Annotated in this window: 22 protein-coding genes and 3 tRNA genes; 19 read left to right on the forward strand and 6 right to left on the reverse strand. The window is 49.7% G+C overall.

Going from position 1 to position 22,581, the window contains the following annotated elements:
* Positions 1-4 precede the first annotated feature (4 nt).
* The 3 genes from ACXAF9_RS02060 to ACXAF9_RS02070 all read right to left on the reverse strand — a co-directional run bounded on the left by ACXAF9_RS02060 (position 5) and on the right by ACXAF9_RS02070 (position 1,569).
* Positions 5-367 (reverse strand): DsrE family protein, encoded by a 363-nt coding sequence (locus tag ACXAF9_RS02060; protein WP_475069703.1) that lies wholly within the window; start codon positions 365-367, stop codon positions 5-7.
* A gap of 3 nt (positions 368-370) precedes the next feature.
* A complete protein-coding gene (gene tusD / locus ACXAF9_RS02065; protein ID WP_475069705.1) occupies positions 371-763 on the reverse strand; it encodes a sulfurtransferase complex subunit TusD in 393 nt (130 codons plus the stop codon).
* Between the two features lie 122 nt (positions 764-885).
* Positions 886-1,569, reverse strand: coding sequence for a Bax inhibitor-1/YccA family protein (locus ACXAF9_RS02070; protein WP_475069707.1), 684 nt, complete (start codon positions 1,567-1,569; stop codon positions 886-888).
* 143 nt (positions 1,570-1,712) lie between these two features.
* On the opposite strand from ACXAF9_RS02070, the gene ACXAF9_RS02075 reads away from it, so the two are divergent.
* The 3 genes from ACXAF9_RS02075 to ACXAF9_RS02085 all read left to right on the forward strand — a co-directional run bounded on the left by ACXAF9_RS02075 (position 1,713) and on the right by ACXAF9_RS02085 (position 4,744).
* A complete protein-coding gene (locus tag ACXAF9_RS02075) occupies positions 1,713-2,540 on the forward strand; it encodes a pseudouridine synthase (RefSeq protein WP_475069710.1) in 828 nt (275 codons plus the stop codon).
* Between the two features lie 227 nt (positions 2,541-2,767).
* Positions 2,768-3,532, forward strand: a complete 765-nt coding sequence (gene mtnN / locus ACXAF9_RS02080) for a 5'-methylthioadenosine/S-adenosylhomocysteine nucleosidase (protein WP_475069712.1) — start codon at positions 2,768-2,770, stop codon at positions 3,530-3,532.
* Positions 3,533-3,562: 30 nt separating this feature from the next.
* Positions 3,563-4,744 carry a pyridoxal-phosphate-dependent aminotransferase family protein gene (locus ACXAF9_RS02085; RefSeq protein WP_475069714.1) on the forward strand — a complete coding sequence of 394 codons (1,182 nt, stop codon included), beginning with the start codon at positions 3,563-3,565 and terminating at the stop codon, positions 4,742-4,744.
* Between the two features lie 78 nt (positions 4,745-4,822).
* Here the strand turns inward: ACXAF9_RS02085 and ACXAF9_RS02090 are convergent, their stop codons facing one another.
* On the reverse strand, positions 4,823-5,365 hold the full coding sequence (locus ACXAF9_RS02090; protein WP_475069718.1) for a TlpA disulfide reductase family protein: 543 nt from the start codon (positions 5,363-5,365) through the stop codon (positions 4,823-4,825).
* Between the two features lie 110 nt (positions 5,366-5,475).
* On the opposite strand from ACXAF9_RS02090, the gene ACXAF9_RS02095 reads away from it, so the two are divergent.
* Positions 5,476-6,357 (forward strand): NAD(P)-dependent oxidoreductase, encoded by an 882-nt coding sequence (locus tag ACXAF9_RS02095; RefSeq protein ID WP_475069723.1) that lies wholly within the window; start codon positions 5,476-5,478, stop codon positions 6,355-6,357.
* An 82-nt stretch (positions 6,358-6,439) separates the two neighbouring features.
* Positions 6,440-6,583, forward strand: a complete 144-nt coding sequence (locus ACXAF9_RS02100) for a hypothetical protein (RefSeq protein ID WP_475069728.1) — start codon at positions 6,440-6,442, stop codon at positions 6,581-6,583.
* A gap of 11 nt (positions 6,584-6,594) precedes the next feature.
* Here ACXAF9_RS02100 and ACXAF9_RS02105 read toward each other — a convergent pair whose 3' ends face one another.
* A complete protein-coding gene (locus ACXAF9_RS02105; protein ID WP_475069730.1) occupies positions 6,595-7,569 on the reverse strand; it encodes a DUF1853 family protein in 975 nt (324 codons plus the stop codon).
* Positions 7,570-7,672: 103 nt separating this feature from the next.
* Here ACXAF9_RS02105 and ACXAF9_RS02110 point away from each other — a divergent pair, with 103 nt between their 5' ends.
* The 6 genes from ACXAF9_RS02110 (at position 7,673) to ACXAF9_RS02135 (ending at position 10,829) form a co-directional block, all read left to right on the forward strand.
* Entirely contained in the window at positions 7,673-7,984 is a 312-nt protein-coding gene (locus ACXAF9_RS02110) for an excinuclease ABC subunit C (RefSeq protein ID WP_475069732.1), read from the forward strand.
* 7 nt (positions 7,985-7,991) lie between these two features.
* Positions 7,992-9,863, forward strand: a complete 1,872-nt coding sequence (gene uvrC, locus ACXAF9_RS02115) for an excinuclease ABC subunit UvrC (RefSeq protein ID WP_475069734.1) — start codon at positions 7,992-7,994, stop codon at positions 9,861-9,863.
* Between the two features lie 31 nt (positions 9,864-9,894).
* Entirely contained in the window at positions 9,895-10,446 is a 552-nt protein-coding gene (pgsA, locus tag ACXAF9_RS02120; protein ID WP_475069736.1) for a CDP-diacylglycerol--glycerol-3-phosphate 3-phosphatidyltransferase, read from the forward strand.
* Between the two features lie 94 nt (positions 10,447-10,540).
* Positions 10,541-10,616: transfer RNA gene (locus tag ACXAF9_RS02125), tRNA-Gly, on the forward strand.
* Between the two features lie 25 nt (positions 10,617-10,641).
* A tRNA-Cys gene (locus tag ACXAF9_RS02130) sits at positions 10,642-10,715 on the forward strand.
* Positions 10,716-10,741: 26 nt separating this feature from the next.
* Positions 10,742-10,829, forward strand: a tRNA-Leu gene (locus ACXAF9_RS02135).
* Positions 10,830-11,028: 199 nt separating this feature from the next.
* On the opposite strand, the gene ACXAF9_RS02140 is transcribed toward ACXAF9_RS02135, so the two are convergent.
* Positions 11,029-11,784 carry a hypothetical protein gene (locus ACXAF9_RS02140; protein ID WP_475069740.1) on the reverse strand — a complete coding sequence of 252 codons (756 nt, stop codon included), beginning with the start codon at positions 11,782-11,784 and terminating at the stop codon, positions 11,029-11,031.
* Positions 11,785-11,937: 153 nt separating this feature from the next.
* On the opposite strand from ACXAF9_RS02140, the gene hisA reads away from it, so the two are divergent.
* The 8 genes from hisA (at position 11,938) to truA (ending at position 22,511) form a co-directional block, all read left to right on the forward strand.
* The gene (gene hisA / locus ACXAF9_RS02145; RefSeq protein ID WP_475069745.1) at positions 11,938-12,696 is read left to right on the forward strand and encodes a phosphoribosylformimino-5-aminoimidazole carboxamide ribotide isomerase; all 759 of its coding nucleotides are present in this window, start codon (positions 11,938-11,940) and stop codon (positions 12,694-12,696) included.
* 153 nt (positions 12,697-12,849) lie between these two features.
* A complete protein-coding gene (gene leuC, locus ACXAF9_RS02150) occupies positions 12,850-14,271 on the forward strand; it encodes a 3-isopropylmalate dehydratase large subunit (protein WP_475069748.1) in 1,422 nt (473 codons plus the stop codon).
* Positions 14,272-14,283: 12 nt separating this feature from the next.
* Entirely contained in the window at positions 14,284-14,937 is a 654-nt protein-coding gene (gene leuD / locus ACXAF9_RS02155; RefSeq protein WP_475069750.1) for a 3-isopropylmalate dehydratase small subunit, read from the forward strand.
* A 25-nt stretch (positions 14,938-14,962) separates the two neighbouring features.
* Complete coding sequence (leuB, locus tag ACXAF9_RS02160) at positions 14,963-16,045, forward strand: 3-isopropylmalate dehydrogenase (protein ID WP_475069752.1); 1,083 nt, start codon at positions 14,963-14,965, stop codon at positions 16,043-16,045.
* Between the two features lie 100 nt (positions 16,046-16,145).
* Positions 16,146-17,258, forward strand: coding sequence for an aspartate-semialdehyde dehydrogenase (gene asd / locus ACXAF9_RS02165; RefSeq protein ID WP_475069754.1), 1,113 nt, complete (start codon positions 16,146-16,148; stop codon positions 17,256-17,258).
* A 69-nt stretch (positions 17,259-17,327) separates the two neighbouring features.
* The gene (locus ACXAF9_RS02170) at positions 17,328-18,335 is read left to right on the forward strand and encodes an aspartate-semialdehyde dehydrogenase (protein ID WP_475069759.1); all 1,008 of its coding nucleotides are present in this window, start codon (positions 17,328-17,330) and stop codon (positions 18,333-18,335) included.
* 157 nt (positions 18,336-18,492) lie between these two features.
* Positions 18,493-21,672 (forward strand): FimV/HubP family polar landmark protein, encoded by a 3,180-nt coding sequence (locus ACXAF9_RS02175; RefSeq protein WP_475069762.1) that lies wholly within the window; start codon positions 18,493-18,495, stop codon positions 21,670-21,672.
* Entirely contained in the window at positions 21,669-22,511 is an 843-nt protein-coding gene (gene truA, locus ACXAF9_RS02180) for a tRNA pseudouridine(38-40) synthase TruA (protein ID WP_475069764.1), read from the forward strand. Before ACXAF9_RS02175 ends, truA begins: the two co-directional genes overlap by 4 nt.
* Positions 22,512-22,581 lie beyond the last annotated feature (70 nt).

Genomic DNA, 22,581 nt, shown 5'->3' on the forward strand with positions numbered 1-22,581 from the left:
AGCGCTAAAAGCTCATCAAACGTGTATGGGAGTGAATCAAGTTTTGCCACTCATCTTTATTAAAATACTTAACGGTGAGTCCGACAGGTAACGTGCCTAAAAAGGAGGCGGCAGATTCATCGGCCCATAGCGTATCGATGTCGTACATGGGCAGTGCGCTCAGTTGCTTTAACAGAGACTTTTGACCGATGGCGTCCGCTTGTTGGTTTTCCAAAAGGGCGGTTGCGGCGTACTTTGATAACGCCAACGTCACAGGTATATCGAATGCCGCGCAGGTTAAAACAACGTCCAACGCGTCCTTAAAATGCGTATTGCCATAGGGCGCATCTTTAATGTGGACTAATACGGAGGTGGTTTGATCAGGCATCGGTTACTCCCCAAACGTCACAACACGGTCGGATTCGATTAACGCATCCGTAAGTTGGCCCAAGCCCGATAGGCTAAAGGGGGCGGTAATATTGGCAAACGCTTTTTCATGACGCTTAGCTTCGGCCTCGTTTAACGCGCCGCGCTTTAGGGCCGCAGCAATACAGATCACCAGATCCAAATCGTACTGTTCGGCAAGACCTGACCATTGATCACGTGGGTTAAACTCATCGCGTTGCGGGGCATTTAAGTTTGAGGCCATCAGAACCGCATCGCCATAAAAGAACACTCGGTGAAGGGAGTGGCCCGCTTCTAAAGCGGCTTTGGCAAAGCGAAAAGCGCTTTGATTGGCTTGGGCATTAAAAGCACTGCCGTGAAGTACAATCGATAGTTTCATCGGTATCGTCTTAAGCTATATCTACTGTGGACATCATACCAAAACGCAAGGGGCACGTGCCAAACAGGAGGCACAAAAAAGCCCCAGTGAAGGGGCTCTTGATGCGTTGGGAGTCAGGGCGATCAGTCGTCGCTCATCACGCCAACTAGGCTCAGCAGGTGTACGAACAAGTTGTAGATGTTCAAGTACAGGCTGACGGTAGCCATGACGTAGTTTGTGTAATGACCTTGTACGATGTTGCTGGTGTCATACAGGATGAAACCGGCCATCAGTAAAACAACCATCGCCGAGAATGCGATACTCATTCCGCTGACATCAACACCGAACAGAGGCAGGATGAACAGTGCCAGCATCGCCAACAACATGACCATCGCACCTGCGGCTAAGAAACCGCCCATGAAGCTGAAGTCTTTGCGGGTTGTCAGAACATAGCCAGACAGACCAACAAAGGTCAGAGCTGTCATACCGAGCGCAGTCATAACGATTTGACCACCGTTAGCCATGGCCAGGTACATGTTAAGGATTGGGCCCAGTCCAAAGCCCATCAGGCCTGTGAACAGGAAAACCAGTGGCAGAGCAGCTGCACTGTTTTGTTTTTTGTTAAGGATGAACAGCATGACGAAGCTGACCAGAACACTTCCGAGGTAGACGAAAAACGGAGGGTTGATCGCCATGGAAATACCTGCAGTAACGGCACTGAATGCCAATGTCATCGCCAGCAGCATGTAGGTGTTACGAATCAATTTATTCGTACGCAGTACGGACTGTTCCGACTGAGCATGATTGATCGTGTTTGTATTACTCATATCTTCCTCTGAAATGTTTAAATGATTACGCCTATAATGGCAATATCTGAGTGCATTTCAAGGTTTTTGACCCTCTATCGATTCAAAGATTCCTGAAATTGAATGAATTTTAAACACCTGTAAATGGTTGATAACACTTCTTTATGCCGTATTTGGACATTCTTTATCAGGATGATCACCTGATTGCTGTTAATAAGCCCTCTGGATTATTGGTCCATCCAAGTTGGATTGCGCCTCGTAAATCGCCCAATCTGGTTTACTCGTTAAAGCGCTATTTTCGTGGGGCGCCTGTCTACACCATTCATCGATTGGACCGTGCAACGTCGGGCGTCATTCTGTTTGCGAAAGATAAAGAGACTGCGAAAGCACTGAATCAGCAGTTTTTAGATAAGACGGTTAAAAAGACCTATCTGTGTGTCACGCGAGGTTTTACCCCAGAGAGCGGGGTGATCGATTACGCGCTTAAACCCATCTTCGACAAAAAAGAAAGCCCGTTAGCGGACCCTGATAAACCGCCGAAAGATGCAGTATCGGCCTATCGTCGCCTAGGTACGGTTGAGCTACCCATCCCCATCAGTAAATACCCAGTAGCGCGCTACTCTTTGGTTGAGGTGAAGCCCGAAACCGGACGAAAGCATCAAATCAGACGCCACATGAAGCACATTTTCCATCCATTAGTGGGCGATACCAAACACGGCGAGGGGCGTCATAACCGATTATTCCGCGAGCATTTTGACAGTCATCGTTTACTTTTAATGGCAACGGAACTCACTTTTATGCACCCTGTAACGCAGGCATCAGTCACGGTGAAAGCCCCTGTAACTGAGCAGGTGGCAAACTTGTTTGATCGTTTAGGATGGCAAGGGCTGTACCCTGCACCTAAGCAAGAGGCGCAGCAAATCGAAGCGTTAGCGGGGGCCGTTGATGCCGATGAGCTAGCGGATAACGATGACGACAATAACGAAGATTGACGTGAATGCCAGAAAATTGGGCTAAAGTTCAGTACGAAATTGGGTTAATAAAAGCCACACTTTAAGCTTGTTCCCGACCTTAATTTGCGTATGCTTTAGCCCCTGAACCTTGGGTAGGCATTAGCCCTGTGCCGTGCACGTTCATTGGCTAGCTTACCCTCCATTAAAATTAGAAAAAAGCCCTTACTACACAGGGTCTACTGCCAAGCGAAGGAAATCGTCTTTCAATGAGTAACATCCAGTCTCTGAATGACCTTATCACTAACAAGAAAAACAATAACGAAACTCTCTCTGTGGGCATCATCGGTGCAATGGATGAAGAGGTCGAGATTTTAAAGAACACCCTGACCCATCGTCAGGAACATGCTATTGCCGGTTATGATTTTTATACCGGTACGCTGAACGATGTAGACGTTGTTTTACTTAAATCGGGCATTGGTAAAGTCAATGCCGCGATCAGTACTACTCTATTGCTGCACGCCTTTAAGCCAGATTGTGTGATTAACACAGGTTCTGCAGGCGGGTTTGACCCTGCATTGAAAGTGGGCGATGTGGTGATCTCGACCGAAGTGCGCCATCACGATGTGGATGTGACCGTATTTGGTTACGAGCACGGTCAAGTGCCGGGTTCTCCAGCTGCGTTTGAGCCAGATCCATTGTTAGCTGAAGTCGCGCAAGTCAGTGTTGACCAATTGGACGAGCTCAATACCGCACACGGCTTGATCGCAACGGGCGATAGCTTCATGAACGACCCTGAGCGTGTTGAGCGCACCCGCGAAATCTTTCCGACCATGAAGGCGGTTGAGATGGAAGCGGCGGCCATTGCGCAAACCTGCCATCAATTTGAAACGCCGTTTATTGTGATCCGTGCTTTATCGGATATTGCTGGTCAAGAGTCGAACGTATCGTTTGATCAGTTTTTAGAAACGGCCGCTAAGCATTCTGCAGAGATGGTGATCGAGATTGTAAGGAATCTTAAGAATCATCTCTAACTGGTTGAATTTAAAATAATAAGGAGCCGTATGTTTACCTCTTTTAATCCGCCAGAACGTACCTTGATGGGGCCTGGTCCTTCGGATGTCAGTCCGCGCGTTTTGTCTGCGCTGGCGCGTCCGACCATAGGTCACCTTGACCCTGAGTTCATCCGAATGATGGACGAGATCAAGGCGATGCTAAAGCTGACTTTCAAAACTGAAAATGAACTGACCATGCCGGTATCGGCGCCCGGTTCTGCTGGTATGGAAGCCTGCTTCGTCAATCTGATTGAGCCAGGCGAGAAAGTCATTGTGTGCCAAAACGGTGTGTTTGGCGGGCGGATGAAAGAGAACGTAGAGCGCTTTGGCGGTACCGCCATCATGGTGATGGACGAGTGGGGTACACCGGTTAGCCCTTCGAAAGTGCGCGAAGCCTTTGAAGCGAACCCGGATACGGTGGCGCTTGCATTTGTGCATGCGGAGACCTCGACCGGCGTGTGCTCAGATGCCAAAACCTTGTGTGAGATTGCCCGTGAATTTGATGCGATCACCATCGTGGATGCAGTTACCTCGCTCGGCGGTAGTGAGCTGCGTGTCGATGAGTGGGGCATTGATGCGATCTACTCAGGGACGCAAAAGTGTTTATCAGCCCCGCCAGGGATCTCTCCGGTAAGCTTTGGCCTGAAAGCGATTGAGAAAGTCAAAGCGCGCAAAACGCCTGTGCCTAGCTGGTTTTTGGATAAGAACTTAGTGATGGGTTACTGGGGCGGTGAAGGTAAGCGTGCTTATCACCATACGGCACCGGTTAATGCTTTGTATGCCTTGCACGAGTCTTTGGTTATTTTGCACGAAGAAGGCCTTGAAGCCTCTTGGGCGCGCCATCTATATCACCATGCCGCTTTAAAAGCCGGTCTTGAGGCAATGGGGCTGAGTTTCTTGGTGGATGAGTCATGCCGTTTGCCGCAGTTAAACTCGGTAAGCATCCCAGAGGGTGCCGATGATGCGGCCGTGCGTACGGCATTGCTGAACGAGTACAACCTTGAAATTGGTGCAGGTTTAGGCGCGTTGGCGGGCAAAGTGTGGCGAATCGGTCTTATGGGCTCATCCGCCAACCGTCGAAATGTTACTCTGTGTTTGGCGGCACTTGAGGCTACCTTGTCAGCGCAGGGCGCTAAGATCAATCAAGGCGTGGCATTGAAAGCGGCTGAGTCTTTTTACAGTCAAGCCTAATCGATCACGCTTTAGAAAGGCCTGCTGGTGACGTTACGAACCGCAGGCCTTTTTTGTGCTTGACGCAGTGATGCTGGCTCAACCTGCCGGTGTGTCTTCTTTTAAGGCTTCTTCGATCAATTTGATCTGAGCCTCATCATCCCACTCTTTGCCACCCATAATGGTCAGGGCTACCTCACCTTGACGGTTCACCAGATAACTCATCGGTAAGCCACGCAGTTTCAAATCAGTAAAAGCGGTGCCTTCACTGTCGATGAGAATGGGAAAAGTCAATTGGGTATCAAGTTTAGGTAAAAAAGCGGTGACGGTTTCTTGGTCTTCTCCGGCGGCAATCGCAACAACCTCAAAGCCTTGGTCCTTAAACCGGTCACGCAAGCGCTGCATGGACGGCATCTCTTTCACGCAGGGTGGACACCAGGTTGCCCAGAAATTTAACAAAACCACTTGGCCTTTAAAATCTGTCATGGCAACGCGCTTGCCATCTGTATCTGGATAAGCGACGGTATCTAAAGGGATACTGTCGTTGGCCATCGCTGTGCTGGCCAGTGTTAAGGACATCGCAGCGCCCAACAGCCAATGTTTTAACGAGAAGGAAGGGCGGGTTTGAGTGAAGCGCAACATAATCTACCTATTCGATGTAAGACCCAAAAACGTCGCAGACGATAGCACAGAGACACCTTCTCTACGAACCAACATCGGGAACTGATCTTTGATGATATTAGGAGAATAGCATGACCAAAACAGCCGTGGCATTTATCGGTTTAGGCACGATGGGTTACCCAATGGCCGGTCATTTGCAACAAAAAGGGTTTGACGTCACGGTCTATAACCGAAGCGCAGAAAAGGCTCAAAAATGGGTGGATCAATACAGTGGGGCTTTGGCCAGCACGCCTCAAGCGGCAGTGGAAGGCGCGGATTATGTCATGACGTGTGTCGGTAATGATGATGACCTTCGACAGGTAGTGTTAGGTGCGCAAGGTGTCTTTGCCGGTATGAAAGCAGGCGGCGTGTTAATCGATCACACCACAGCGTCAGCCGAAGTGGCTCGTGAGTTATCACACGCTGCAGCCGAGCGCGGCTTTCGATTTTTGGATGCGCCCGTGTCGGGCGGTCAAGCAGGCGCAGAAAACGGTGTATTAAGCATCATGGTGGGTGGGCAGCCGGAGACATTCAGTGCGGCCGAGCCTGTGTTAGCGACCTATGGCAAGTCCATTAAGCTGATTGGCGCTGAAGGTGCGGGCCAGCTTGCGAAAATGGTTAACCAGATCTGTATTGCAGGTCTGCTTCAGGGGTTGTCGGAGGCTGTTCATTTTGCCGAGCAGGCCGATTTGGATGCAGACGCGGTGTTTGATGTGATTCAACACGGTGCGGCTGGTTCGTGGCAGATGGTTAACCGTCATCAGAGCATGCTGAATGATGAGTATGAGTTTGGTTTTTCGGTGGATTGGATGCGAAAGGATTTGGGCATTGCGCTCGATGAAGCAAAGCGAAACGGAAGTACGCTTCCTGTGACAGCGCTGGTGGATCAATTCTACGCCGATGTTCAGCGCATGGGCGGTGGGCGATTTGATACCTCAAGCTTGTTAAAGCGACTTAGTACTAAGGCACAATAACGGGTACAAAGGGTGGATTTTTGCTCTTAAAAATCGCTGCTATACTGGGTTCTACTGATAACAAATAAAGTGGAACCCAGCCATGGTCGTTGATAAATACAGCTTAATCTCGTTTGCCCCAAGTCTTATGATTGTGGGCGCCTGTATCGTACTGAGCTTTGTAGGTGTGCGCATGATCAAAAAGGCTATGGCGCGAGACGCTGAAAAAGCGAAAAACGATCAATAACCCGATAATCATCAAGAATGGGCTGTCCATCCAGCCCGTTCTGGCCTTGCAGGTGCTCCAACAGGCCAATCATCTGATACCACCATTAAACGAGTCTTCTCTCGATACCCCTCGTCGGTTATTTCAACCCAAGCAACTTGCGCTGCGTGCGTCTGTTCTTTTAATGCGTGGGTGAGTTCCGAAGGGCTCAGTAAGTCGTCTTCATTGCCGTTGAAATGTTTAAACCCGCCAATCCAGTGCGGCTTTTGGATGATCCAAAATCGATCGCTGTCTTGAGCGTGTTTTTCCAGCTGCGGGCATTGATGGCGGTGAAGCCAAACCCCTTTGGTATGATCTGGGTTGAGTTGATGCTTGAGTTCTGGGGCGATGATAAACGCGTTTTCGGGCGAAAATCCCAGAGGATAAAACAGCGTACCTGTCAGCCAGTAAGACGGCTGATCTGATAGTTCAAACCCCTCTTGCTTTAGGCCCGCGATCGCTTCATCGCGTTTTGACATACCAAGCTGATGATCGATCAAACGGTGCCATTTTTTATCCAGTCTATCCTGACCGCCTGGCCCTAAGAAACGCTCAAGCGGATGGTCGGTTTCAAATTGAGGTCGAAACAGATAAAACTTGATCGCAAGCTCCCACTGGGTGATCTGCGATGGTGATTCTCTTGTGTCGTGTACTAAGAAATCCATCTCGCCCAGTGTGATCTTATCTTGCATGATCCGATGATTGCGCTTTACCAGATCAAACCGTTGGCTAAATTCAATCCCCTTGGCCATCACATCTTCAAAGACTCTGCCTAAGCGAAACGCAGGTGGCGCTGGGTAGTGCCTTACGTCAGGTTCCTTAGGTAGGTGCTCTAGTAGCGCCTTTAGCGGAACAGGAGGGGCGTTAGTGGAGTCAGAACGCATAAGGGGTTGGCTTTGATGTAACCACTTAAGGTCAATGCTTAAGTCGATGGATAGATTGGCTTTTTTGGGGGCGTTGTCTTGCATTGGATGGGTTCTGAATCAGCCTGTAATTTTCGCGACACTATGGTATGTCGATAATGGGATCATTACACTAGTAAACCATCAATGTGGTTAGGAAGCATCTCGAATGGCATTACCCGATACAAAAAACATGGCTAAGTCACTCAGCGAGCAAGAGCGTTTCCCGTTACTGTCCGACAGTAACATCAATACAATTCTGATGAACGGCGCACAAACGTCTCTGAGCAAGCTTCAGCGGGCAAAATCGTTTGATGCACGCCTTTACTATTACGCCGAGATCGGTGTGTATCTAGAGGTCTCCTTGTCTCGCGGCGCGGGTATTACGGATAAAACTCGGGAGCGTTTGGCATCCATTCATAAGCAAGCGACGTACATCCACATGGAAGCCAACAAACAAGATCATTTAGTAGACGAGTAATCCCTGTTTGACTGATGCGAAAACCGCCGCCGAGAGTGAATCCGGCCTGAAGTACCCAGATCCCTTTGACAGTAAAGCGTTTTTAGCGCTGCTGACTCAGCGCCCTGGCGTTTATCAAATGAAGGATGCTAAGGATCAGTTGCTTTACATTGGTAAGGCAAAAAATCTTAAAAAGCGGGTTTCGAGCTACTTTCGGGCAACGGGATTAACAGTTAAGACCCAAGCCTTGGTCGGTCGCATCGCGCACATTGATATAACGGTCACGAACAGTGAAACCGAGGCTTTGCTGCTTGAGCAAAACCTGATCAAAGAGTATCGGCCCCCTTATAACATCTTGTTACGTGACGATAAAAGTTACCCTTATATTTTCGTTTCCGATAAAGACACCTATCCGTTATTGACCTTCCATCGCGGTTCTAAACGAAAGAAAGGTCGGTATTTTGGGCCGTACCCCAGTCGCTCCGCGGTTAACGATACGCTGAACATCTTGCAAAAGGTGTTTCGTATTCGTCAGTGCGATGACACCTTTTTCAAGAATCGATCCCGTCCATGTTTGCAGTTTCAAATCGAGCGTTGCAGTGCGCCCTGTGTAAAGGCGATCAGTGAAGAGAACTACGCTGAGGACGTCAAACATGCCATGCAATTTTTGGAAGGCAAGAGCCATCAAATCATGCATGAGTTAGGCGATCAGATGGAAGCCGCCTCTGCGAAGTTGGATTTTGAGCGTGCAGCGGCCTATCGGGATCAGATCTCCAATCTGCAGTTAATTCAACAGCAGCAGTTTGTGACGGGCGATGCCGGCGATGCGGATGTCATCGGTTGTGCGTTGCAGCCAGGAGGCGTCTGCATACATCTGTTGTTTGTCCGTGGTGGGCGTATTGTGGGCAGCAAAGCGGTGCACCCTAAGGTATCCGTCGAGGATTCAGAATCTACCATCCTCTCGGCGTTTATTGCGCAGTGGTACATTGGCAGCGCCCGAGAATTACCGGATGCGGTCATCTCATCGCACCCGCTTGATGATCAAGAGTGTCTTGAGGATGCGTTGCGTGTGCATCGCGGTAAAAAAGTGCAGCTTACTCATCGCGTGAAAGCCGAACGTGCCGGGTGGCAAAAATTGGCACTAACCAATGCAGAACAGCAACTTAACAGCCACTTGGCCAGCAAACAGACCTCGTACCAGCGCTTTTTGGCCTTACAAGAGGCGTTCGGACTGGATGAGACACCAGCACGGTTAGAGTGCTTTGATATCTCTCACAGCTCAGGTGAGGCGACAGTGGCGTCGTGTGTGGTGTTTGATCATAACGGCCCACTCAAAAAAGACTACCGTCACTTTAACATCGAAGATATTACCGCAGGCGATGATTATGCCGCCATGAAGCAGGCGTTGACGCGTCGTTACACGCGCATCAAAAAAGGGGAGGGGGCTTTGCCCGATATTCTCTTTATTGATGGCGGTAAAGGTCAGGTCACCCAAGCCATCGAAGTGATGGAATCACTACAAATTACCGAGGTTTGCATCATCGGTGTGGCCAAGGGTGTGACTCGTAAAGCGGGTTTCGAAACCTTAATCATTGCTGATACCGGCGAGGAAGTTACCCTAGCGGCCGATTCAGCTGCGCTTCATTTGGTGCAGCATATACGTGATGAGGCGCACCGGTTTGCGATTACGGGCCACCGAGCTCGTCGCGGTAAGGCGCGAAAGCAATCCAGCCTAGAGGGGATTCCTGGGGTTGGGCCAAAACGACGACGCGAGTTGCTAAAACACTTTGGTGGTCTGCAAGCCATTGAAAGGGCGAGTATTGCAGAAATTGCCAAAGTCTCTACCATAAGCACCGCGCTTGCTGAGGAGATTTATGGAGCGCTACATCCAGAGAATTGACAGGGAGCTGTCCACACAGGTGTTGTTATCAATGAATATACCCAATTTCTTGACCCTTCTGCGCATTGTGCTGATCCCGGTCTTTCTTGTTGTTTACTATTTACCGATCCAGTACGCGCATTTTTCGGCGGCCGTGATATTTTGTGTCGCCGCCATCACCGATTGGTTTGATGGGTATCTGGCCAGACGTTGGAATCAAACCTCAGCGCTTGGGGCGTTTTTGGACCCAGTGGCCGATAAGTTGATTGTAGCGGCCGCGCTGGTTGCATTGACGGAGACCTTCTCGACGTTTTGGATGACCTTGCCTGCCATTGTGATCATTGGGCGTGAGATTGTGATTTCGGCGCTTCGTGAATGGATGGCCGAGCTCGGTAAGCGTGCCAGTGTTGCCGTGTCTTACATTGGTAAGGTCAAAACAGCACTGCAGATGTTAGCCATTTTGCTGCTGGTGGCGTTTGAGCCATTTACGCTGTTATCTTGGATGGGTGTAGCGGCGATGTACATCGCTTCTGTCTTGACGCTGTGGTCTATGATTGTCTATCTGAAGGCGGCGTGGCCAGAGTTGATGAGCGAAGCTAAGTGATTAAAAAATAAGCAAAATTAAATCGAAATATATTTGAAATGTTTGTTGACACCGTCTGAGATCTCCTTATAATACGCCCCACGTTTTGAGTGATGCGGGAATAGCTCAGTTGGTAGAGCACAACCTTGCCAAGGTTGGGGTCGCGAGTTCGAGTCTCGTTTCCCGCTCCAAAATTCAAAGCGACCTTTCTACGAAGGCGCGATGGCAGAGTGGTTATGCAGCGGACTGCAACTCCGTGTACGCCGGTTCGATTCCGACTCGCGCCTCCATGTTCCGTCAGCAATGTCGGAATTTTGCCCGGATGGTGAAATTGGTAGACACAGGAGACTTAAAATCTCCCGCCTATTGCTGGCGTGCCGGTTCGATTCCGGCTCCGGGCACCATTTCTTAAATATTTATCTCTAAACTGAATATTTATGATCTTATAAGTCATTGGTTTTTCAGTGATTTCTGGCTTTCAGCCTGTTTTTCTCTATTGCTTCGCGATCAAGTGTTCAAAATAACGTTACGCCAAATTACGCCAGCGCGGCTTGCGTTCGTTAAGCCGCTGTGCCGTTTCTTTATCAGTTGGGTTGTTCGGGTTTACTGATAAAACTCCTGAAGCTCGCCACCCTCATACACAACGCTTACGGGTTGAAATACTGAGATGACCTCTCTTGTGTTGATGAACTGGGGTTCTTGGCCTGGTTGCGTGGGGATTGAGAATTTGAAAGGCCATTTGTCCATCGGCGTCTGTGGCATGATGGGCTCGTGTATCGTCAGTTTAGTGCTGTAAATACGATTGTTCATATTATCGTAAAAGCTGATTAGCCCGGTTATGCCAGTGATGACACGATCCGATCGATTGTAAATGCTCAGTTCACTAATAAAGTCATTATGCCGTAAATAGGCGCTGTCTCGGTCATCTAGGCTGTTCATACTGGTTAGGTTAACGGTGACAGGCAGCTTGCTTTCATACTCTAAAAGCTCGCTGGGTTTAATCAGTGTGAAGTTGCTAAGCGGATCAAAGCCTGCTTGGAAGAGTACGCCGGCATGATGCGCCTCCTCGGTGAGTTCTGAGTAACTGGGGTTGGATGCGCCCCAAAAGTAGCCGATGCCCAAAGAAATGACGGCCGTAATGCCGATGGTAATAAAAGGGGAGGTGGATCGATTCTCGGCCGTGTTAGAGCTGGCATTCGCCTCGTACACAGGGATGGATGCTTTAGAGCCAAGCTTGGCTTCCATTTTAGTGTAAATAGCACCACATTTTGGGCATGCCGCGGTTGGGCTTGATTCCACGCCTATCGCCACGTGATCGCACTTTAAACAGACTTTGTGCTTGGCCAGCGAGGTATTCATTCTTGGTATCCCTTATTACCGACACTTTGATGGTTGTTATTTTACATTATCGATGCGATGTAAAAAGAGGGTGTCTGTATTAATTCCTATTTCGCTCAAGGCGGGTTAATCCGATAGAATGCAGCGCGTTGATGTCAGATTTTGGAGTGTATTGTGACTTTGTTTCGTCCGTGTATTGATCTTCACGAGGGTAAGGTAAAGCAGATCGTTGGTGGGACGCTGAATGATGAAGGTGCAAAGACCAACTTTGTCAGCCAGTACGATGCCGAGTACTACGCTAAGCTCTACCATCAGTACGGTTTAAAAGGCGGTCATGTGATTGCGCTTGGGCCTAATAACGACGATCAAGTCTACAAGGCGCTTGGTGCGTGGCCGGGTGGTTTGCAATTTGGTGGTGGCGTAAAACCTGAGAATGCTGCCAAATACCTTCAAGCGGGCGCATCCCATGTAATTGTGACCTCCTATTTATTTGATGGCGGTGAGTTTTCTTGGGATAAGCTTGAAGCGATCAAGGCCGAGGTCGGTAAAGAGCATTTGGTGTTGGATTTGAGCTGCCGTCGTACTGACAATGGTTGGAATATCGCAACCAACCGCTGGCAAACCGTGACCGAAACCGCCGTTGATGAAAAGACTCTTACTGAGCTGGCGTCACATTGCTCTGAATTTTTGATCCATGCGGCGGATGTTGAAGGGCTGCAGGCAGGCATTGATCAGGATTTGGTGATCTATTTAGGCCAGCACTGCACTATCCCGGTAACCTATGCCGGTGGGGCACGTACGTTAGATGATTTAAAGCTGGTGGACCATCTCTCTGGTGGGCGTGTGGATCTTACCATTGGCAGTGCCCTGAACATCTTTGGTGGCAGTGGTGTCACGTTAGAAGACTGCATTGAATGGAATGCGGCTAATTGATTCCTAATTGGAATCAAAACTATAAAAATAATGAATTTGTATAATTAGATCTGCTTTTCTACTATATCCCTACAGCGAGCAAGGCTGATCTCGATCAGCCGCTAATTACGATAATGAATAAGCCGAACCATGGCCTGATAAAGGAGATTTCCAATGGGTGGCAAGACTCTGTATGACAAGTTATGGGATCAACACTTAGTACGCCAAAATGAAGATGGCAGTGCTTTGATCTACATCGACCGCCAAATCCTTCACGAAGTAACATCGCCTCAAGCGTTTGAAGGATTGCGTCTGGCAGGTCGTAAGCCGTGGCGCATCGATGCAAACTTGGCTACACCGGATCACAACGTACCCACGACACAGCGTGACGGTGGTGTTGACCAGATTGTTGACCCGGTTTCTCGTATTCAGGTGAAAACACTGGATTCCAACTGCGATGACTTTGGTATCACCGAATTTAAAATGAATGATTACCGTCAAGGTATCGTACACGTTGTGGGCCCAGAGCAGGGTATGACCTTGCCCGGTACGACGGTTGTGTGCGGTGATTCACACACCTCAACGCACGGTGCCTTTGGTGCGCTGGCCCACGGTATCGGAACTTCCGAGGTGGAACACGTTTTGGCGACTCAGTGTTTGATCGCTAAAAAGATGAAGAACATGCTGGTGCGTGTGGATGGCCAGTTAGGTTTCGGTGTAACCGCCAAAGACGTGATCTTGCATATCATTGGTGTGATAGGTACGGCCGGTGGTACAGGCTACGCGATCGAGTTTGGTGGTGATGCGATTCACAGCATCTCGATGGAAGGTCGCATGACGATCTGTAATATGTCGATCGAAGCCGGTGCGCGTGTGGGTCTTGTCTCCGTTGATCAGATGACCATCGATTACTTTAAAGATCGTCCTTTCTCGCCAAAAGGTGATGTATGGGATGCGGCGGTCGAAAACTGGAAAACCTTGGTGTCTGATGATGACGCTCAGTTTGATAAGGTCGTCGAGATCCGTGCGCAAGACATCAAGCCTCAAGTCACTTGGGGTACATCGCCCGAGATGGTGGTCGATATTGACAGCTTGGTGCCAAACCCAGAAGCCGAGTCCGACGCCGTTAAAGCGGATGGCATTCGTCGAGCGCTTAAATACATGGGCTTAAATGCTGATCAGAAAATTACCGATATCCAGTTGGATCGTGTCTTTATCGGTTCGTGCACCAACTCGCGTATCGAAGATCTGCGTGCCGCAGCCGAAGTCGTCAAAGGTCGTAAAGTGGCCGGTACGGTTAAACAGGCGCTGGTTGTTCCGGGCTCTGGTTTGGTGAAAGCGCAAGCTGAAGCGGAAGGCTTGGATAAGATCTTTATCGAAGCGGGTCTTGAGTGGCGTGAGCCGGGTTGCTCTATGTGTCTTGCGATGAACCCAGATAAGTTAGGTAACGGTGAGCACTGTGCCTCGACCAGTAACCGTAACTTTGAAGGTCGCCAAGGTTTTGGCGGTCGTACACACTTGGTAAGCCCAGCGATGGCGGCGGCCGCTGCGGTTACCGGACACTTTGTTGATGTCCGTGAATTGGTTAGCGCATAACGGAGACAGATCATGAGAAAGTTTACAGTTCATACCGGTATTGCTGCGCCATTGGATCGATCTAACGTTGATACGGATATGATCATCCCAAAACAGTTTTTGAAATCCATCAAGCGTTCAGGTTTCGGTCCTAACTTGTTTGATGAGTTGCGTTATATGGATGAAGGTCAGCCGGACCAAGATTGCTCTGGCCGTCCTTTGAATCCGGATTTTGTCCTGAACCAAGCGCGCTACCAAGGTACTTCGGTTTTACTGGCGCGTGAAAACTTTGGCTGTGGTTCCAGTCGTGAGCACGCGCCATGGGCGTTGGATGACTTTGGTATTCGCAGTGTCATTGCGCCAAGTTTTGCAGATATCTTCTACAACAACTGCTTTAAAAATGGCCTGTTGCCGATTGTCTTGTCCGAGGATAAGGTGGATCAGCTGTTTAAAGAGGTTGAAGCCAACGAAGGTTATCAGTTGGTGGTGGATCTTGAAAAACAAGTGGTTGTTACGCCATCGGGTGAATCATTTGCCTTTGAGGTGGATGAGTTCCGTAAGCATTGCTTATTGAATGGTTTGGATGACATCGGCCTAACGTTGCAAAACGCCGATGCGATTCGTGCTTACGAAGAAAAACGAAAACAACAAACGCCTTGGTTGTTTGATGCGATCAAGCCTTACTAAGGCGACGATACTTTAGGGAAGTTACATGTCTAAAAATGTATTGATCCTGCCGGGTGACGGTATTGGTCCAGAAATCGTAACCGAAGCTAAGCGTGTGCTGGAGCTGGTTAACGAGCAAGATAATCTGGGTTTGAGTTTCGATGAAGCGTTGGTGGGTGGCTCGGCTATCGATGCTGACGGTGTTCCTCTGCCTGAAGCGACTCTGGAAAAAGCCAAAGCAGCAGATGCGATTTTGCTGGGTGCGGTAGGTGGTCCAAAATGGGATACCAATCCGGACTTCCAGATCCGTCCAGAAAAAGGCTTGTTGGGTATTCGATCTAACCTGTCTCTGTTCGGTAACCTTCGCCCTGCGATCCTTTACCCGCAGCTGGCGCATGCATCTACTTTGAAGCCTGAAGTGGTATCCGGCTTGGATATTCTGATCGTGCGTGAGCTGACCGGTGGTATCTATTTCGGTAAACCGCGTGGTATTCGCGAGAAAGAGGGCGGCATCCGCGAAGGCTTTAACACCTACGTTTACGATGAAAACGAGATTCGTCGTATCGGCCGTGTAGCGTTTGAAGCCGCGCGCGCGCGTAACAAAAAGTTGTGCTCGGTTGATAAAGCCAACGTGCTGGAAGTGACGGTGCTGTGGCGCGAGATTATGGATGAGTTGTCAAAAGACTATCCAGATGTTGAGCTAAGCCACATGTACGTGGATAACGCAGCCATGCAGCTGGTGCGCGCACCTAAGCAGTTTGATGTGATCGTTACCGGCAATATGTTCGGTGATATCCTGTCCGATGCGGCGGCAATGCTGACCGGTTCCATCGGTATGTTGCCATCCGCATCTTTGGATGAAAGCGGCAAGGGTATGTATGAGCCATGTCATGGTTCTGCACCGGATATTGCAGGTCAAGGTAAAGCCAACCCATTGGCAACCATTCTGTCAGCGGCTATGATGTTGCGTTACTCTTTGGGTGCGGGCGATACAGCAGACCGCATCGAGAAGGCTGTCAGTGATGTGTTGGATCAAAAGCTTCGCACCGCGGACATCATGTCTGAAGGGATGACGTCTGTCTCTACCAGTGAGATGGGCGACGCTGTGGTAGCAGCGTTGAAGGGCTGATCACCTTTACAATTGATCTTTGGCAACAAGGCCGATGGTGCTGAATCAGTCCATCGGCTTTTGTATGCATACAATTTGAATTTATTTATTGGGGAGTCCAATGAAACGTGTAGGTTTTGTCGGCTGGCGCGGAATGGTAGGTTCTGTGCTAATGCAGCGCATGCTCGATGAGCGTGATTTTGATTACATCGATGAGCCCGTGTTCTTCACCACCTCTCAGGTGGGAGAAGCCGGTCCAGAGATTGGTAAATCCATTCCGACACTGAAAGACGCTAAGAGCATTGATGAGCTGAAACAAATGGATGCCATCATCTCTTGCCAAGGCGGCGACTACACGAAAGAGATTTTCCCAAAACTGCGCGAAGCAGGTTGGAACGGTTACTGGATTGATGCAGCTTCATCTTTGCGTATGGCAGATGACGCGCTGATCATTCTGGACCCGGTCAACCGTGATGTGATCGACGCAGGTCTGGCGAAAGGCGTTAAAAACTTCATCGGTGGTAACTGCACAGTTTCCTTGATGTTGATGGGCTTGGGTGGTCTCTTTAAAGGCGGTCACGTTGAGTGGTTAACGTCGATGACTTACCAAGCGGCGTCCGGTGGCGGTGCTCGTCACATGAAAGAGCTGATCTCTCAGATGGGTATTGTGCACGGCGCGGTGTCCGGCCAACTGGACCCAGCCAGTGCTATCCTAGATGTCGATAAGCGCGTCGCTGAAATCATTCGTAGCAGCGATATGCCCGTTGACAACTTTGGCGTACCCCTAGCGGGCAGCTTGATCCCTTGGATTGATGTGGCGCTGGAAAATGGTCAAAGTAAGGAAGAGTGGAAAGGGTTTGTTGAAACCAACAAAATCCTTGGTCGCTCGGACAACCCAGTGCCGATCGATGGCACATGCGTGCGTATCGGTGCTATGCGATGCCACAGCCAAGCGTTTACGATCAAGCTCAGGCAAGACATCCCAATGGATGAGATCGAAGCCATGCTGGCCGAAGCGAATGATTGGGTCAAAGTGGTACCTAACGATCGTGATATCACAATGCGTGAGCTGACACCGGCTAAAGTGACCGGCACCTTGTCGGTGCCAGTAGGTCGTTTGCGTAAGATGAATATGGGGCCTCAATACTTGAATGCGTTCAGTGTAGGTGACCAACTTCTTTGGGGTGCGGCAGAGCCGTTACGCCGAATGTTACGTATCTTGTTAGAAGCCTAGTCGCTTTTGTAGCAGTGTTCCCACAGCCCGGCTCACGTCGGGCTGTTTTGTTTATCAGAGTTGAAAAGAATGTCACAAATTTCTATCGCAGTAGTGGGGGCAACCGGTCTGGTTGGCTGTCAGATTATGTCGGGCTTGGAGTCACTTGAAGAGCACATCGATCAGGTTGTTGCTTTGGCCGGTGCTGATTCAGTAGGTAAGCATGTCTCGTATCGTGGTGCCTCTGTCTCGGTTCAGGATGTTAACGGTTTTGACTTTTCTTCGGTTAACGTTGTGATCTGTGCATGCCCGCAAGAGGTCACCAAAGAGTTGGTGGTGTCGGCTGAATCCGCCGGTTGCTTTGTGATTGATCTTTCCGGCGCGTTTGTTTATAAGCCACATGTACCCATGTGGGTGGCAGGTATCAACGAAGAGGCGGCCATGGCGCGCGCGAAAGCGGTGGGTTGTGTCACTCTGCCATCGGCTGATAGTCAATTGTTGCTGCCGGTTTTACATTGCCTGCGAGATCTGTTTGAGATCGAGACGGTCGATGTCACCTCAATGCACGCGGTATCTGGTTCTGGTCAAAAGGGCATTGATGAGCTCGCTAAACAGACAGCGCAGTTATTAAATGCTCGAGCTATTGAAAAAAACGTCTATGCTGAACAGATCGCATTTAATGTGATCCCGATGGTGGGAGCAATGTCAGACTCAGGTTACACCGATGCCGAAGTGCGTTTCGTGTTGGAGTCTAAAATTGCGTTGGCCATGCCTGAGCTGATTGTACAGCCAAGTTTTGTTACGGTGCCGGTGTTTCACGGTCACTCCATGAATGTGTCGGTTAAAACCGCCACTGCTGTGGATATGGATCAGGTGAAAGCGCGCTTAGCGAAGCTGGATGGCTTTGAGTTCAGTGAGGGTGTTGACGAGTTAGCCACACCGGTTAGCGATGCAATTGGATCGGATTCTGCGTACATTGGTCGAGTAAGATCAGGTATTGCGGGTTCACCAGGTATAAGTTTTTGGCTAACGGCCGATAATCTACATCAAGGCGCCGCAAAATGTGTCGTTGACTGCTTAAATGGCTATTTAAAGTAGGGTTTATTCAGTTAATTTTCAGAAATCGGCTTTAAGTGCGCCTTAAATGACGGGTTTCTTGACCCGAAATGAGTTTTTCATAATACTTTGATAAAAATTCGACCGGCAACTTGCTGAATATTCTAGAAAAATCAGCAGGGGAATTAAGGAATACACAATGCTGCGCAAACTTGCACTAAGTATGGCTGTTGCGGGTGCAATCGCATCGTCACAGGCGAACGCATTAGGCTTGGGGAATATTCGTATCAAGTCTGCTCTTAATGAGCCTTTGAATGCAGAGATTCAACTGAATCAGGTAAGGGATTTAAATCCTCTTCAGATTCGCCCAAGAATGGCGGGGCAGGATGAGTTTGCCCTAGCGGGAGTTGCACAGCAAAGAGCGCTGTCCGATGTCCGCTTTCAAGTAAAAGTGAATCCTAACGGCACTGGGGTGATTGAGTTAACCACTCAGCAGCCGGTTAAAGAGCCGTTTCTTAATTTCCTTGTTGAGGTTAACTGGCCAAGCGGTCGGTTAGTTCGAGAATACACCTTGCTGTTAGACCCACCGGTCTTTAGCCCGGTCTCGACCCAACAACCTATCGCACCTGCAGTCACACAACCGGCACCTCGCCCGGTTAATCCACAGCCGGTTGTGCAGTCTAATACGCAAGCCCCTGTGAATCGTGCCCAAGCACCTGCGACCTCTAACATAAGAACACGAGCGAACCCTGCGACCGAAACCTACGTCGATGTATCTGACACCTTGTGGGAAATCGCCATTCGCTATCGTGTTAAACCGGATGTCTCCTCCTACCAAATGATGGTAGCGATGTACAAAAAGAATCCGGAAGCCTTCCCGAATGGCAACATTAATGACTTGAAAGCGGGTGTGGTGCTTAAGCTTCCTACCGAAGCGGAAGCCCGAGCGCTGACCTCAAAAGAGGCCGCCGCTGAGGTGCGACGTCAAACGGCTCTGTGGAAGAGCCGTGGTCAACCTACAACGCCTGCGCCTATGGATGCGAGTAAGCCCTCGGTAAAGAGTGAAGCCGCTGATTCCGGCGACGCAGAAGCCGCCCAGGATGGGCAGCTTACCGTGGTAACTCCATCGGAAAAGAGCGATCAGGATGATGCGGCCAACGCAACAACACAAAGCGGTGAAGCCAAAGGCGACTCGCTAAATGAAGAGCTAAGCGTTGCTCGTGAAGAGATCGATAAGCTCACGAAAGAAAACGAGCGTTTGCAGCAAGACAACGACGAGATTCGCGAAAAACTGGCTGATCTTGATCAGCGCGTCGCTGACGTTGCGCAAAAGCAGGTTGAAGAGGCGCTGACAAAGTTTCAGCTTCAATCTAGCGCCGAAATTTCTCAACTGCAGAACCAGTTGGCGCAGAAAGACCAAGAGCTAGAAGCGCTTAAAGCTGAACTTGAAGAGAAAAACCGTTCTTTCCTCGATACGTTATTGCAGTCGCCAGCCATCTTGGCGGGTGTGGGCGGTGGTTTACTCGCCTTGTTGGCCGGGGCGTTTCTACTGCGTCGCAAGCGTAAAAAAGCCGAAGAAGACGATGCGAACGACTCGGCTGCACTTGCCGGTGCAGCAGCTGCGGGCGCAGCAGGCGGTGCTGCGGCTGTTGAATTAACGGATGAAGACGACGAAGCCTTGTTGGCCGCTCTGAATGAAGATGAGGCTAATGACGAAGCTCCAGAAGAAGAGGTCCATACCAATCTTGATGAGATCACCACGCTCGAAGAGCTGGAAAATCTAGATGATCTTGAAAACTTAGATGATTTGGATGAGTTGAACCTCGATATGGATCTGGATCTGGATGAGAATCTGGATACCGATCTGGCCTCTCTGAATACAGGTGCGGATGAAGAGCTAGATATCTCATCTGAGAGCGATGATGACGATCTGGGCGATCTTGATTCAATCCTAAATGAAGATCTGGGCGATGCGGACTTGGCCGAAGATTCGGTGGATGTTGATGACATCGAGTTTGATCTTGGCTTGGATGATGATAACGCCGATGAGTCTGCAGCCGCTGTAGATGACGAATTAGCGTCGTTGGATGATGCACTGGGCGAAGATCAGGCTGATGGCGATCTGGAAGTGGATCTGGGTGAGTTGGATGACAGCCTTGATGCCATGTTGGATGAAGCTGAATCAGAAGATGTGGCTCAAGAGACGGCCGAAGAAGATGAGCTTCTTGACTCCCTGTTTGATGAGTCGCAAGCCGAAGAAGATCAACGTATCGATGGTCTGCGTTCTGGTTTAGGTAATGTTGATACCGTCGACGGTGATGATGAAGTGGAAGAGACGCTGGAGTCTCTTGGCTTAAATGGCTTGGCTGATCAAGACTTTGATGCAGAAGGCGATCAATCATCCGAAGATGCCAGCGATGATCTGGATTTCAACCTTGAAGATCTGGACGCCGAAGTTGACGGTATGGATCTTGATGAGGAGTTAAGCCAGCTTGAAGCAGAACTCGATGGTTTGGACTTTGCGCTTGAAGATTTGGATGACGTATCCGAAGAGCCTGAAGAGAACACCGTTGCTGCAGATTTGACGCAAGAGGCTGACATTGCAGTCGATGAAGATGATGCTCTGTCATTGGATGATCTTGACGAAGTCGAAACACGTGGCGAAGAAGCCGAAGCGACATTAGATGAAGCGTCGCTGATGGCGGACTTGGACAGCTTGTTGGACGAAGAAGCTTCAACCTCTGACGCCGCAGTTGAAGAACCGCAAGATGAGCTACCAGAGCTTGAGTTAGAAGGTGAGTCGCTTGCGTCGTTAGATGACGATGATGAAGCGATGGATCTGGATGCGCTGTTGGCGGATGAATCACTGACGCTTGAAGACGATATCATGGCTGATCTTGATAAAGAGCTGGATGATATCGATGTTGAAGGCGAGTCGCTGGATGATCTTTTAGATCTTGATCTGGATGATGTTGAGCCGATGTCGGATGTCGACACGGCAGGCTTAGAGTTGGACGATGAGCTACCTAAGACGCCATCCGAAGAAGAAGTGTCCGAGGAGCTGACCAACAACATAAAGCACGACCTTGAGCCGGAGCTGAACGATGAGTTAGATGAGCTGCTTGGCAGTACAGATAACGACATCGCCCTTGAAGAGATTTCTGCCGATGAAGAAGACTTCGGTGAGTCTGATGATCCTCTGGATGCATTGGGTCTGCTGGACGGCGCTGATGAGGTAGAAACGAAGCTTGATCTTGCTCGCGCTTACATTGATATGGGCGATCTGGATGGTGCGAAAGATATTCTTGGTGAGATTCAGCAAGAGGGCAGTGATGAGCAAATAGAAGAGGCCCGTCAGCTCTTGGAGGGACTCTCTTGACGCAATGCTCTAACGAGCTGTCAAACGACCAAGGGGCGATTTCGATCGCCCCTTATCGTTATGCGGCCTGTGTTGAATATGCGGGGGCGGCTTACAAGGGCTGGCAAACGCAAAAAGAGGGTAATGTACCCACCGTCCAGCAATCGGTTGAGAAGGCATTGAGTAAAATCGCCAATCATCCGGTGCAGGTGATTTGTGCGGGTCGAACCGATGCTGGGGTCAATGGTACGTATCAAATCATCCATTTTGATACTCATGCTCAGCGTGAGGAGCGCTCGTGGGTGTTGGGCTGTAATACCCACCTGCCGGACGACATCGCTATCCATTGGGTTCAACCGGTGTCTGAAGAGTTTCATGCGCGCTTCAGCGCTCAAGAGCGGCGCTATCGCTACTTGATTTTGAGTCAGCGGGTAAAGCCTGCGGTGCTATCAAAAGGGATTACTTGGACCTACAAATCATTGGATGTCGATGCGATGCATGCGGCCGGTCAGCATTTAGTGGGGGAGCATGATTTTACTTCCTACCGCGCCGTTCAGTGCCAAGCCAAAAGTCCAGTACGAACGATCAAAGCTCTATCGGTCTATCAAAAAGGGCAGGTCATTGTATTGGATGTGACGGCAAACGCCTTTTTGCATCACATGGTTCGCAATATCGCCGGTGTTTTAATGACGATCGGGGCAGGCGAGGCTCCTCAAGATTGGTCAAAGACCGTGTTGGATGCACGTGATCGTCGAGAAGGCGGCATAACTGCGCCTCCTTGGGGGTTGTACTTTGTGGATGTGAAGTACCCAAGCGAATTTAATTTGCCAGCATCGGCGCTCGGTCCTTATTTTTTATAATCGGGACCGAATTTAAGGCGCCATCCGTGACGTTGGCGCTCCTGTTCTGATAGAATCCTCACTTTTCCCT

The organism is Neptunomonas sp. ABH4_499, from assembly GCF_056160565.1.

Bases quoted from the DNA above. Each gene is read 5' to 3' on its own strand.
- mtnN (WP_475069712.1), top strand. From the start codon at position 2,768: ATGAGTAACATCCAGTCTCTGAATGACCTTATCACTAACAAGAAAAAC.
- ACXAF9_RS02070 (WP_475069707.1), bottom strand. From the start codon at position 1,569: ATGAGTAATACAAACACGATCAATCATGCTCAGTCGGAACAGTCCGTA.
- ACXAF9_RS02090 (WP_475069718.1), bottom strand. From the start codon at position 5,365: ATGTTGCGCTTCACTCAAACCCGCCCTTCCTTCTCGTTAAAACATTGG.
- pgsA (WP_475069736.1), top strand. From the start codon at position 9,895: ATGAATATACCCAATTTCTTGACCCTTCTGCGCATTGTGCTGATCCCG.
- ACXAF9_RS02170 (WP_475069759.1), top strand. From the start codon at position 17,328: ATGTCACAAATTTCTATCGCAGTAGTGGGGGCAACCGGTCTGGTTGGC.
- leuC (WP_475069748.1), top strand. From the start codon at position 12,850: ATGGGTGGCAAGACTCTGTATGACAAGTTATGGGATCAACACTTAGTA.
- ACXAF9_RS02085 (WP_475069714.1), top strand. From the start codon at position 3,563: ATGTTTACCTCTTTTAATCCGCCAGAACGTACCTTGATGGGGCCTGGT.
- ACXAF9_RS02100 (WP_475069728.1), top strand. From the start codon at position 6,440: ATGGTCGTTGATAAATACAGCTTAATCTCGTTTGCCCCAAGTCTTATG.
- ACXAF9_RS02105 (WP_475069730.1), bottom strand. From the start codon at position 7,569: ATGCAAGACAACGCCCCCAAAAAAGCCAATCTATCCATCGACTTAAGC.
- ACXAF9_RS02075 (WP_475069710.1), top strand. From the start codon at position 1,713: ATGCCGTATTTGGACATTCTTTATCAGGATGATCACCTGATTGCTGTT.
- ACXAF9_RS02175 (WP_475069762.1), top strand. From the start codon at position 18,493: ATGCTGCGCAAACTTGCACTAAGTATGGCTGTTGCGGGTGCAATCGCA.
- ACXAF9_RS02140 (WP_475069740.1), bottom strand. From the start codon at position 11,784: ATGAATACCTCGCTGGCCAAGCACAAAGTCTGTTTAAAGTGCGATCAC.
- ACXAF9_RS02060 (WP_475069703.1), bottom strand. From the start codon at position 367: ATGCCTGATCAAACCACCTCCGTATTAGTCCACATTAAAGATGCGCCC.
- ACXAF9_RS02095 (WP_475069723.1), top strand. From the start codon at position 5,476: ATGACCAAAACAGCCGTGGCATTTATCGGTTTAGGCACGATGGGTTAC.
- asd (WP_475069754.1), top strand. From the start codon at position 16,146: ATGAAACGTGTAGGTTTTGTCGGCTGGCGCGGAATGGTAGGTTCTGTG.
- tusD (WP_475069705.1), bottom strand. From the start codon at position 763: ATGAAACTATCGATTGTACTTCACGGCAGTGCTTTTAATGCCCAAGCC.
- ACXAF9_RS02110 (WP_475069732.1), top strand. From the start codon at position 7,673: ATGGCATTACCCGATACAAAAAACATGGCTAAGTCACTCAGCGAGCAA.
- leuB (WP_475069752.1), top strand. From the start codon at position 14,963: ATGTCTAAAAATGTATTGATCCTGCCGGGTGACGGTATTGGTCCAGAA.
- leuD (WP_475069750.1), top strand. From the start codon at position 14,284: ATGAGAAAGTTTACAGTTCATACCGGTATTGCTGCGCCATTGGATCGA.